The sequence below is a fragment of the Pedobacter puniceum genome (assembly GCF_009674685.1).
Taxonomy (GTDB): domain Bacteria; phylum Bacteroidota; class Bacteroidia; order Sphingobacteriales; family Sphingobacteriaceae; genus Pseudopedobacter; species Pseudopedobacter puniceum.
Genome location: NZ_WKJI01000001.1, coordinates 864,261 through 876,055, shown reverse-complemented (window position 1 = coordinate 876,055; position 11,795 = coordinate 864,261). Strand labels below are relative to the sequence as shown.

Genomic DNA, 11,795 nt, shown 5'->3' with positions numbered 1-11,795 from the left:
CTCTGTACTTTGTACTTTCTACTCTGTACTTTTTACTTGCTACTAAAATCCCTCCCTCTTTGATTCTCCCTCCTGAGAGAGATACTGACGGCACACCTATCAAGTGTATTATAAACAGAAATCTTATTTTAATAAGACAAATCCTCACCCATTTGCAAAGTATCCCCCTCTTGAGGGGGTGTAGGGGGAGGTTATTTATAAACTACCCTCTACTATATCTGAATTTAAGCTATTGAGGTATTTTTACTTTATAATCTGTACTTTATACTCAAAGGGCAGTCCCTAAATATCGCTTTTTAGGCATCTTTATACTTTCTACTCTTTACTTTATACTTTCTACTCTATACTTTATACCCTATCTACATTAAAACAACAAAGCCTGATGAAACTCATCAGGCTTTGTTACTCTATATCTAATAGTTATTATCTTGAAGCAATATCAACGAAAGTTCTATCTTTCTCACCAACATAAATCTGACGAGGTCTTCCGATAGGTTCTTTGTTTTCTCTCATTTCTTTCCATTGTGCAATCCATCCCGGTAAACGGCCTAAAGCAAATAATACCGTAAACATTTCTGTAGGGAAACCTAAAGCTCTGTAAATGATACCAGAATAGAAATCAACGTTTGGATATAATTTACGGTCTACAAAATAAGGATCGTTTAAAGCTACTTCTTCTAATTTTTTAGCAATATCTAATACAGGATCATTGATACCTAATTTAGCTAAAATATCATCACAAGCTTTTTTAATGATTTTTGCTCTAGGATCAAAGTTTTTGTAAACGCGGTGACCAAAGCCCATTAAACGGAAAGGATCGTTTTTATCTTTAGCTTTATTTACCCACTTATCTACATCACCACCATCGTTTTTAATTTTCTCTAGCATTTCTATCACCGCTTGGTTAGCACCACCATGTAATGGACCCCAAAGTGCAGAAACACCTGCTGAAATAGATGCGTATAAGTTACAGTCTGATGAACCTACAATTCTTACCGTAGAGGTAGAACAGTTTTGTTCGTGGTCTGCATGTAGAATCAATAATTTGTTCATTGCATCAATAACCACAGGATCTATCGTGATTTCCTCTGTACGCTGACCGAAAGTCATGTACAAGAAATTAGTAACATAATCGTATTTGTTTTGAGGATAAATAACCGGATGTCCTAAAGATTTTTTGTAAATCCAAGAAACAATGGTTGGCATTTTAGCTAACAATTTAATAATGGTTAACTCAAACTCCTCTTTAGTTTGGTGTGGGTCTAAAGACTCTGGGTAAAAAGAAGATAAAGAACATACTAATGAAGACAATTGCCCCATAGGATGAGATTTTGATGGGAAACCATCAAAAAATTTCTTCATATCTTCATGCACCAATGTATGTCTGCTGATTTTATGCTGAAAATCTTCAATCTCTGTTTTAGTTGGTAAATTACCGTAAATCAAAAGGTAGGCAACTTCTAAAAACGTAGATTTCTCTGCAAGCTCTTCTATACCGTAACCTCTATATTTTAAAATACCTTGCTCACCATCTAAAAAAGTTATTGCACTTTTAGTTGCACCTGTATTTTTAAAACCACTATCTAAGGTTACATAACCTGTCTGATCTCTTAGTTTTGAAATATCAATTGCTTTTTCGTTTTCGGTTCCTTCTAAAACTGGTAACTGAATAGATTTACCATCTAATTTAAGTTCTGCTGTTTCTGACATAAAATTGGTGTTACGCAACAAATTTAATTAAATCAATTAATTAAAAAATTATTATTGTATTAATATTCTATTAGAAATATCTTCTTTTTGTAATATTTATATAGGCATTTCTATTATTGCCTCAAGTATAAGCATATATTTCAAAAATTGTTTGTCTAGAAACAAAAAAAGCCAACTTTCGTCGACTTTTTTACAAAAATTTTAAAAAAATTCTTATTTGGATAAATTAAAAGAATATGCTGCTCTTAAAGCTACCATTCCTGTAGAATTTCTATTGTACTCAAAACCTTCATATCTTAAAGCAAAATCCCACTTCTGATTGGCGTAACCTACGCTGGGCGCCCAAACAAAAGGATGTTGATAATCTTTTTTAGTAGAAAAAGCTATACCTACTTCCGGCTGTAAATAAAAAGTATTTCCAAAAAAGAACTTAGTTCCTGCTTTTAAGGGAATTAAATCTGAAACGAAGCTTTCTCCATTGATTTTTCTGTCACCAATAAAACCATAATATCCAGTAGTTAAAGTTAAAGATGTACGAGCACCTAAATCATGTTGTAATCTTAAATCAGGTGCGATAACAACATCTGCTACATTACTTTTGGTAGGTACACCTATACCTAAGCCAACACCTAATCGGGTTCTAGACCCATCAGGATTTGTAGTTTGTGCCTGTACGTAATTTAAGGAGAAATATGATGTTATTGCAGCTACTGCAATAAACATTTTAATCATAGTTTTTTTCATATTGTATTTGTTTAATAAAACAGGCTTAAACAAAGAGCAGACCAAAGCACAACTATTGGTTTCACTTTTAACCTATCTTCTAGTAAATGAAGCGTTTAATAAACAGAAACTAAAGTATCATCGGAATAAAAAACTAACTACGCCCTAAAGATTTTCTGTAGGCATTGGGAGACAATCCTACTATTTTAGAGAATAAACGAGAAAAATATTGTGCATCCTCTATACCTACCTTAAAGGCTACCTCTTTTACCAAAGCATCGGTATATTCTAAATACTGACAAGCTCGCTGCATTTTCAATTGCAGAAAATAATCTACCGGAGATACACCTACCTTCTTTTTAAAAACCGTAGAAAAATGAGGAACAGAAATATTAATATATTGAGCCATCTCTGTTAAAGTAATATTCTTATCTAGATTCTTTTTCAAATAATCTATCACCTGATTTACCAAATCTTGGTTTTTATCTTTTTGTTTAGGCCTAATGTGGATGATAAAAGAGGTTAAAAAATGTAATAAACCCATATTTAATAGCGTCATTACTTCTTTGCTATAACCTCTTTTTAAATTCTTATATATGGTATCAAATAATAAAATACGTTCTTCCTCATAAGCTAAAAAGCCTTTATAAGATTGGTTATGCTGATAAAATAACTGAAGAACATCATCGGCTAAACTGCCATCAAAATTAAACCAAAAAACTGTCCATGGCGTTTGATTATCTGCTCTAAAATTAAAAGGAGTATTTTTTGGGATGAAGAAAAAATCTCCGGCTTTAATAGCTAAATCCTCATTTAAAATTTGTGCCTTACCTAAACCTTGTACACAATATATCAAGGTATAATAATTATAACCTTTATGCTGCTCATCTGCATGGTACTTAGCTTTAGGGAAAAAGCCCATCCCAGAAAAACTCAAAAATTGAGGATTATCAATTAAATGACGTCTGCTGGCTGTTATTTCAAGAATTCTCTCGCCTTCAAAGCCTTGTTTTTTCTTCTTCAATTTTAAATTTTTAAACCCAAAACTACATAAAATATTACAATAACTTCATCATATAATCCATTATGTTGCTATTTCTTTCCTCTAATTTCACACTTTCAAAACTCATAGTTTTTGGGTATCTTATTTGCACATTCCATTAAGACCCTAAATTATGAAAACCAATTTTGTAAAGGTTAACACCATATATATGAAGAATTCACACGAACTTGTTTTAGAAACATTTAAAGAAAAGTTTAATGAGCAACCTTTGGTTGTTTGCTCGCCAGGAAGGGTAAATCTTATAGGAGAGCATACAGACTATAACATGGGTTTTGTACTACCCGCTGCGGTAAATAAGGCTGCTTATATAGCTATATCTAAAAGAGACGATGATAAAATTGTATTGGTAGCTGCAGATATGGATGATGAGATTGAAACCTCATTAAACAACTACAGCTTCTCTGAAAAAGGATGGCCTAACTATGTTATATGTATTGTTGACCAGCTTTTAAAAGCCAATAAGCAAATTAAAGGTTTCAATGCCGTTATTTCTGGAGATGTTCCTTTAGGCGCCGGCATGTCATCATCAGCTGCTTTAGAATGTGCGGTTGCTTTTGCTTTAAGCGAGCTATACAATTTGCAATTATCTAAAATGGATATTGCTAAAATTGCACAAAAAGGCGAGAACGAATTTGTAGGTGTTAAATGTGGTATTATGGACCAATTTGCTAGTGTTTTTGGTAAAAAAGGCCATGTGATTAAGTTAGATTGTCGCTCTTTAGAATACGAATACGTTCCTTTCGAGTTAAAAGGAATTAAAATAGTGCTTTTTGATTCTATGGTAAAGCATTCTTTAGCTTCATCAGAATATAATGTAAGAAGCAGTCAGTGCCAAGAAGGTGTTTCTATCATCCAACAAAAATATCCTGAAGTTAAATTTTTGAGAGATGCTACCATAGAAATGGTTGAGGAATGCTTGCATGATGCTAGTCCGGATATTTATAACCGCTGCAAATATGTAGTAGAAGAAAATAACAGGTTGTTAGCCGCTTGCGCTGATTTAGAAGCCGGAAACATAGAAGCTTTTGGCCAGAAAATGTACCAAACCCATACTGGTTTAAGCGAATTGTATGAAGTAAGCTGTCCGGAACTTGATTTTATCGTAAGCTGCACCAAAAAAGAGGACGCTATTTTAGGTGCCAGGATGATGGGCGGTGGCTTTGGAGGCTGCGTGATTTCTTTAGTGAAAGAAGAGCATTTAGACGAAGTTATCAAAAGAGTGAAAGAAGCTTATTTTAATAAGCTAAACAAAGGAATGAATGTTTACATATCGCAAATAGAAGACGGTACAAGAATTTTAGCATAATGGAATTTAATTTTGATGAGCATCCGCATAAGCGTTTAAATATATTAACTGGCGAATGGGTAATGGTTTCTCCGCACCGGACTAAAAGACCATGGCAAGGTAAAGTAGAAACGGTTAACAATACCCCAAGACCGCAATACGATGCAAGCTGTTATTTATGTCCAGGTAATACCCGTTCTGATGGTTCTGTAAACCCTGCATACACAGGTCCATATGCATTTACCAATGATTTTTCTTCTTTATTACAAGATACTCCGGAAGGAAAAGTAAATAAAAGTGATTTATTACAAGCCACTAGCGAACGTGGCATCTGCAGAGTTATCTGTTTCTCGCCACGACATGATCTTACGCTTCCGCAGATGGAAGTAAAAGCTATAGAAGATGTTATTACTTTATGGCAAACAGAGTTTAAAGACTTGTCTACCTCTCATAGCTGGATAAAACACATTCAAATATTTGAAAACAAAGGCGATGTGATGGGATGTAGTAACCCCCACCCTCACGGACAAATTTGGGCGCAAAGCTCGGTACCGGTAGAGCCTGCAAAAGAAGGTGTACAGTTTCTAAAATATTACCAAGAAAATAAAAAAAGCTTATTAAGCGCTTATTTGGAGGTAGAACTAGAAAGCCAAGAACGTGTGATTTTGGAAAATGAACATTTTGTTGCTTTAGTGCCTTTTTGGGCAGTATGGCCTTACGAGACCATTATCATCAGTAAGAGACAAGTTCAAAATATTCTTGAATTTACCGAGGCTGAAAAAACTGCTTTAGCAGAAATTTTAAAGCAATTAACCATCAAATACGATAATTTATTTGAGACCTCATTCCCATATTCTGCTGGTATGCACCAAGCACCCGTAAATGATGGCGACCATCTGGAGTGGCATTGGCATATGCACTTTTATCCGCCTTTGTTGCGCTCTGCTACGGTGAAGAAGTTTATGGTAGGTTATGAAATGTTGGCCAACCCACAACGAGATATTACGCCAGAACAAGCTGCTAAAAAGTTAAGAGATTTAAGCTTAGTGCATTATTTAGGCTAATTAAACCAAACCAATATTTACAAAAAGCTCGGTTTTTTACTTAAACTGAGCTTTTTTGTGAAATAATAAGTATTGTTAGTTTAAATAGACTAGGGCAGTTATCAATCACCTAAAGCTTAGTTCAGTAATCTTTAATGATAATAATTATCTGCCTCACGAGCCGGCGAGGCCCATTACTTTTTAGAGGAAAAAAGTAATCAAAATGAGCCTGTGCGAATTCATGAAGACCTTTAAAAATCAATAAAAACTAATGAATAAATCCTTGAACAATCCCGCAGGAGCCATTACCACACAAGTCTTACCCACACTCAAAAACAGTGAGCGCTTATTTTTGCTAGCAAGCGGTTTATGAACGTTAGTGTAAGCTCGAACGCAAACCGCATTCGCTATAAGCTTTATTTAAGTAAAAAGTATAAAGTAAAAAGATGCCTAAATATTGGATATTTCAGCCTAACAAACTCATAAACTATTAACGAATAAACTTATTGTTGCTCATTTGCTTCGGTTTAGGTTGTTTTTTTTTATGAATGGTTGTTCTTTTCTGGGAGTAGAAAAGTACGGATTATAAGGTAAAAAATCTCTATAGTTGAAATTTAGATATAGTAGAAGGTAGCGTATAAAGAACCTCCCCCTACACCCCCTCAAGAGGGGGATACTTTGCAAATGGATGAGGATTTGTCTTATTAAAATAAGATTTCTGTTTATAATATACTTGATAGGTATGCCGTCAGTATCTCCCTCTGGAGGGAGAATCAAAGAGGGAGGGATTTCAAGTATAAAGTACTGATTACAAAGCAAAAAGAACCTAAAAAGCGGATATTTAAGAATTGCCTTTAAATATAAAACTCATGTTTCCGAAGAACGAAGGACGGCCTATGAAGATTTGGAAGTGCAGGCAAATAAATCTTTTGCATAAACTTTCATTAAGCAGTATCAGGGAGCAATCCGACGGGTGTTGTACAAGCCTTCACTAAGCATAAACTTACACACCACTCAGGATTGTGGATAAAGATTTATTTAGACGGAACGACAAATATTCATCAGCCTTGATTTATTCATTTTTTGTTTATGGTTTTTCTTAGGCATTCATGAACTCGTTCCTCGTTTTTGTTTACTTTTTTATCAAGAAAAAAGTAAATAGGGCTGGCCGCCTATGAGGCCGAAAAGCCTTGAGCGCAATAGCCAATAAAAAGAAGCCTCTAACCTACTAGGGTAAGAAAAACTTATATAACATAAATAAATCTTCACTCCCCATAAAAAAACAATCACTAAAATCAACATCATAAAAAAGCTCGATTTTGATTAAAATCGAGCTTTTTTACCTTAAGAGATATAATTCTAGAAAATTAAAATCAATACTAATAAAATAATGATAATAGCTGTTGCAGATAAATAAACACCTCCAGACAATGCCTTAGATTCTTTTTTCATCTCTAACAACTCATTTTTAATTTCTTTACGCTCTTCTCTACTTAGTTTAGAACGATCTAAAGATTTGATTTCCTCAACACGTTGAGAAATTTCTTGTAATCTTACTTTCTGACGTTCTGTTAATTCTGGGTTACGTTTTTCTGCGCCAGATGCAAAAGCATTTACAGAACCCATAAACATGAATACTGTTAATGCGAAGTAAATTAATCTTTTCATATTGATAAGTTTAGCTATTAATAAAACTATTCTAATGCTATTAAAAATTGTACCAAATAAAGAAATCAGCTAGAAATTATTAAAAGTCATATCAGCGTTTCCTAACTGTCCTAAAAACTATCTATTACTAGGCATATCATTTTGCCTATCTACAGCCGGGCGTTCTGCTCTGTTAACCAAATCCCAGGCAGTGTAAAACACCAACTGCGCTCTTTTCACTAATAAAGGAAAATTTATTTTTCCTATTTCATCGGTTTTTTTGTGATAATCTTCATGTGTACCATTGAAATAGAAAATAACCGGGATGTTATGCTTAGCAAAATTGTAATGATCAGAACGGTAATAAAAACGATTTGGATCTGATGGATCATCGTAACGATAATCTAAAACCATTTTTGAGTAGGTTTTATTAGCCTTTTCACTAATCTCCTTTAAAGTAGTACTTAACTTATCAGAACCAATTACGAATATATAATTTGCAGAATCTGGATTGTTTTTATAAATATCACCTACTCTACCAATCATATCAATATTTAAATTGGTGATGGTATTAGCTAAAGGAAAAACAGGATTTCTAGAATACCACTCAGAGCCTAATAAACCTTTCTCCTCGCCCACTACGGTCATAAATAAAATACTTCTTTTAGGTCCTTTACCCTCTCTTTTAGCTTGTACAAAAGCTTCTGCTAACTCCATTACACCTGTTGTACCCGATGCATCATCGTCAGCTCCATTATAAACATCGCCATCATCGGCAACACCAATATGGTCGTAATGTGCCGTAATAACCACAACTTCTTTTTTCAGCTTTTCATCTGTACCTTCTAAAAATCCTAAAACATTATGAGCTTCTAGAGGCTTGATGGTAAGCTCCACATCAACATCTAAATTACCATTAAAGGTAAATGAAGCAGGTTTTAATCCGTTAAGAATCTGATTCGTTTCTGCTGTTAGATCTTTCTTAGTACCCCCCATCAACTTGCTTAAAGCAGCTTTGGTTAAATAAATAATAGGAGTATTAGATTTAGCATCGCCTAACATCAAAGCCGGACGGTCTTTACGAGTTCCGTTTTGCGACATACGGTTTACCTGATCGCTCACAATGATAATAGCCTGAGGCTTTTTGGCTTTTAATGCATCTATTTTCTTGGTTCGGTTGCTTGTCCAATCAGAATAATTACCATTAGCCGTAATCAATGATTTTCCATCTTTGGAAGGCTCCCCAGGCAATATAATAGCAACTTTACCTTCTAAATTAAGATTACTTAAATCATCATACTTCTCTGATGCGATGCCATAGCCAACAAAAACAAAGTTTTTAAATGTCTTTTGGAGCTTAGCTTGTGATACCCCACTGATGTAGAAATCTTTAAAAAACTCTAAAGCCTCGCCATTAGCAATCACATTGGTTTTAGAAAGATATTGCTCTCTTAAATCTAGTTTCTGAAAATAATCTCCGTTAACCGGAGCTTTTAGTCCTAAACTTTTAAAATGATTTTTGATATAATCAGCAGCTTTTTGTGCACCTAAATCGCCAGTTTCTCTACCAGCAAAATCATCGGCAGCTAAAACACTTAATTTTTTGGTAGCATCTGCAACAGTTATGCTTTGTGCATATTTTACAGGCGTTTGATCCTGAGCAAAAATAACCGAGGAAACGCCCACGATGGCAGCAGTTAAAAATATTCTTTTCATATTGATGAAGATAAACATCTTATTTTAAATCTTATTGTAACAAGATTAGTTTATCAGGGTTTTTGAATGCAAAATCAAAAACAGTTTTCTGGATAAAACTGTAAGAAGGATAAGGTGTTACTTTAGTTTTGATATCATCTAACTGACACACAATTTCCTGACTAGGTATATAGCCCATCCCATAAAAATCTCCTTTTTCTATCAAGATACAGCATTTTTCATGTTCGTCTCTTCCCTCATCTATAATCAGATAGCTCTTAAATTCATCAGCAATGGAATTTAAAGCAGCATCAACCCTTTGGTTATAGGTAAGCGCATCTTCTTGTTTTAAGCAAGCATCACAACACATAGTAGCAGGATTTTCTGTAATTAAAACACTTTTAAACCCGCAAAACTTAGGGCATAACTCGTGGTTTTCTATCAATTTTCTGAGGAACAAAACAGCTTCTGCTTTGCTGTTAAAGCTATGGTAAGGCTTCAGATACTTTATCTTTTTACCAACTCCAAGAGTAAGATAACCTGCCTGATTTTCGTAAACATACAAAGCAAACCTCAACTCCGGATTTTTTAAAGCCCTATTTTCTTTGGGCCATAATCTTTTAATTTCTATAGCCTCAAAAATTAAAGCTTGTAACTCTGAACCGCAGACTTCAAAATCTACATACTTGACATGCTTTAAGAAAGCTTGTTTCTTTTCATCCGGATTGTTATTGGCAAAATGACTACAAACACGTTTGTAAATATTTACAGCCTTACCCACATAAACAATTTTCTTCTGCTTATTCTTAAAATAGTAAACACCTGGCGCATGCGGTAGCTTTTGAAGCTGCTCTTTATCTAAAAGTGGTGGTAAAATCTGCTCTTTAGAATTTGCTTTTAGTGCCAAAGCAATCACATCAGAATGGTCTCTGTTGATGAGTATCTTAAATAAAGAAGCTGTAGCAAAGGCATCGCCCATGGCTCTGTGTCTATTTTCTATACTGATATCTAATTGCTTGCAGAGTTTACCTAAACTGTAAGACGGAAAACCGGGTAGTATTTTTCTGGCTAGACGTACTGTACACAACTTTTTGCTATTGAGCTGATAACCCGCCTTTTTTAAATGGTAATGAACAAAAGAATAATCAAAATTTACGTTATGTGCTACAAACACCTTCCCTTCTAATAAATTGAAAATCTGTGGAGCTAAATCTTCAAACAAAGGTGCTTGGGCAGTCATCTCATCATCAATACCGGTAAGGGATTGTATAAAGGGCGGTATGGTTTGTTGCGGGTTTACTAAAGATTCAAACTTTTCTATCACCTTTGTGCCATCAAATATCACTATAGCAATCTCTGCAATGCCATTGGCACTAGCATGACTTCCAGTAGTTTCTATATCCACAATTGCATACAACCTATCCATACAGCTAAAATACTAATTTATTTAGCAAATCATCACAAACAAAAAAACTATTCCCAGTAAAATTTTAGATTCGTTTGTTATTTATATATTTAGCCATATTTTAATTAAATGAAAAGAACATATTTAACCTTAACAGCTTTACTTTTAGTAGGAAGCTTTACAAGTATTAACGCACAAACTAAATCTAAAAAGAAAGCAGCTACAAAAGCGCCAGCAGCAGTTGTAGCGCCTGCATTAACAGCGGTAGACTCTGCCAGCTATTCTTTTGGTTTTAAAATAGCTCAAGGCCTAAAAGCAGATGGTGTAACTTCTTTAAACTATGCCATGCTTTCTAAAGCTATGGAAGATGTTTTTAAAGGCGACTCTGCCCTTTTAACAGATGAGCAGGCTTCTAACGCTATTGGCAGTTTTTTACAAGCAGCTACCAAAGCAAAATTTAGCGAAGCTATTGCAGCTAATGAAAAATTCTTGACAGAAAACAAAGCAAAAGCTGGTGTTAAAGAAACTGCAAGCGGCTTGCAATATGAAGTAATTACCGAAGGTACTGGTGCAAAACCCAAAGCAGAAGATTTTGTAACTGTACATTATAAAGGTACTTTGTTAGACGGCAAGCAATTTGATAGCTCTTATGACCGTGGCGAGCCTATCAACTTACAATTAAATAGGGTTATCCCGGGCTGGACAGAAGGTGTACAACTGATGTCTGTAGGTTCTAAATACAAATTCTATATTCCTTATAAACTAGGCTACGGAGAAAATGGTGCCGGACAAGATATTCCTCCTTATAGCACTTTAATTTTTGAAATTGAACTGATTAAAATTGGTCAGTAACAGATAAGAAAATTGTAATTTCTTAAAAAGCCAAGGGTATGAAACTCTTGGCTTTTTTGTGTTTTTCATCTTGAACTTTATCTTACCATCTTGCGCTCGTTTGTAACGAGTGCTTAATTGGGGTGGCGATTGTATCGTTTTTTATATTGCTTATCGCAGATATTTTAACTTAATTTTTGTTACACCTCCCCCTACACCCCCTCAAGAGGGGGATACTTTGCATATGGGTTAGGACTAATCTTTTTAAAGAAAACTATCTATGCGTTTGCAAGGTATTCCACCCAGTGTCTCCCTCTGGAGGGAGAATTAAAGAGGGAGGAAAACATCTTGCACTCGTTTGTAATGAGTGCTTAATTGGGGTGGCGATTGTAT

9 protein-coding genes are annotated in these 11,795 nt (G+C 34.6%); 3 read left to right on the top strand and 6 right to left on the bottom strand.

Features of this window, described 5'->3' with window-relative positions; genetic code table 11:
• Positions 1-423: 423 nt before the first annotated feature.
• The 3 genes from GJJ64_RS03950 to GJJ64_RS03940 all read right to left on the bottom strand — a co-directional run bounded on the left by GJJ64_RS03950 (position 424) and on the right by GJJ64_RS03940 (position 3,457).
• Positions 424-1,710 (bottom strand): citrate synthase, encoded by a 1,287-nt coding sequence (locus GJJ64_RS03950; protein WP_154286444.1) that lies wholly within the window; start codon positions 1,708-1,710, stop codon positions 424-426.
• Between the two features lie 213 nt (positions 1,711-1,923).
• Positions 1,924-2,454: a hypothetical protein gene (locus GJJ64_RS03945; RefSeq protein ID WP_154286443.1), complete on the bottom strand. Its 531-nt coding sequence runs from the start codon at positions 2,452-2,454 to the stop codon at positions 1,924-1,926.
• Between the two features lie 133 nt (positions 2,455-2,587).
• Positions 2,588-3,457, bottom strand: a complete 870-nt coding sequence (locus GJJ64_RS03940) for an AraC family transcriptional regulator (protein ID WP_154286442.1) — start codon at positions 3,455-3,457, stop codon at positions 2,588-2,590.
• 187 nt (positions 3,458-3,644) lie between these two features.
• On the opposite strand from GJJ64_RS03940, the gene galK reads away from it, so the two are divergent.
• Both galK and GJJ64_RS03930 read left to right on the top strand, forming a co-directional pair.
• Positions 3,645-4,802, top strand: coding sequence for a galactokinase (gene galK, locus GJJ64_RS03935; protein WP_154286441.1), 1,158 nt, complete (start codon positions 3,645-3,647; stop codon positions 4,800-4,802).
• Entirely contained in the window at positions 4,802-5,845 is a 1,044-nt protein-coding gene (locus GJJ64_RS03930) for a UDP-glucose--hexose-1-phosphate uridylyltransferase (RefSeq protein ID WP_154286440.1), read from the top strand. The genes galK and GJJ64_RS03930 overlap by 1 nt, the downstream gene beginning before the upstream one ends.
• A gap of 1,338 nt (positions 5,846-7,183) precedes the next feature.
• On the opposite strand, the gene GJJ64_RS03925 is transcribed toward GJJ64_RS03930, so the two are convergent.
• The 3 genes from GJJ64_RS03925 to GJJ64_RS03915 all read right to left on the bottom strand — a co-directional run bounded on the left by GJJ64_RS03925 (position 7,184) and on the right by GJJ64_RS03915 (position 10,592).
• Entirely contained in the window at positions 7,184-7,492 is a 309-nt protein-coding gene (locus tag GJJ64_RS03925; RefSeq protein ID WP_154286439.1) for a hypothetical protein, read from the bottom strand.
• Between the two features lie 117 nt (positions 7,493-7,609).
• Entirely contained in the window at positions 7,610-9,187 is a 1,578-nt protein-coding gene (locus GJJ64_RS03920; RefSeq protein WP_154286438.1) for a M28 family peptidase, read from the bottom strand.
• 31 nt (positions 9,188-9,218) lie between these two features.
• The gene (locus GJJ64_RS03915) at positions 9,219-10,592 is read right to left on the bottom strand and encodes an exonuclease domain-containing protein (RefSeq protein WP_154286437.1); all 1,374 of its coding nucleotides are present in this window, start codon (positions 10,590-10,592) and stop codon (positions 9,219-9,221) included.
• 108 nt (positions 10,593-10,700) lie between these two features.
• On the opposite strand from GJJ64_RS03915, the gene GJJ64_RS03910 reads away from it, so the two are divergent.
• Complete coding sequence (locus GJJ64_RS03910; RefSeq protein WP_154286436.1) at positions 10,701-11,423, top strand: FKBP-type peptidyl-prolyl cis-trans isomerase; 723 nt, start codon at positions 10,701-10,703, stop codon at positions 11,421-11,423.
• Positions 11,424-11,795 lie beyond the last annotated feature (372 nt).

Excerpts from the sequence above, each read along its gene's own strand:
- GJJ64_RS03950 (WP_154286444.1), bottom strand. The coding sequence starts at position 1,710 with ATGTCAGAAACAGCAGAACTTAAATTAGATGGTAAATCTATTCAGTTA.
- GJJ64_RS03945 (WP_154286443.1), bottom strand. The coding sequence starts at position 2,454 with ATGAAAAAAACTATGATTAAAATGTTTATTGCAGTAGCTGCAATAACA.
- galK (WP_154286441.1), top strand. The coding sequence starts at position 3,645 with ATGAAGAATTCACACGAACTTGTTTTAGAAACATTTAAAGAAAAGTTT.
- GJJ64_RS03930 (WP_154286440.1), top strand. The coding sequence starts at position 4,802 with ATGGAATTTAATTTTGATGAGCATCCGCATAAGCGTTTAAATATATTA.
- GJJ64_RS03925 (WP_154286439.1), bottom strand. The coding sequence starts at position 7,492 with ATGAAAAGATTAATTTACTTCGCATTAACAGTATTCATGTTTATGGGT.
- GJJ64_RS03920 (WP_154286438.1), bottom strand. The coding sequence starts at position 9,187 with ATGAAAAGAATATTTTTAACTGCTGCCATCGTGGGCGTTTCCTCGGTT.
- GJJ64_RS03915 (WP_154286437.1), bottom strand. The coding sequence starts at position 10,592 with ATGGATAGGTTGTATGCAATTGTGGATATAGAAACTACTGGAAGTCAT.
- GJJ64_RS03910 (WP_154286436.1), top strand. The coding sequence starts at position 10,701 with ATGAAAAGAACATATTTAACCTTAACAGCTTTACTTTTAGTAGGAAGC.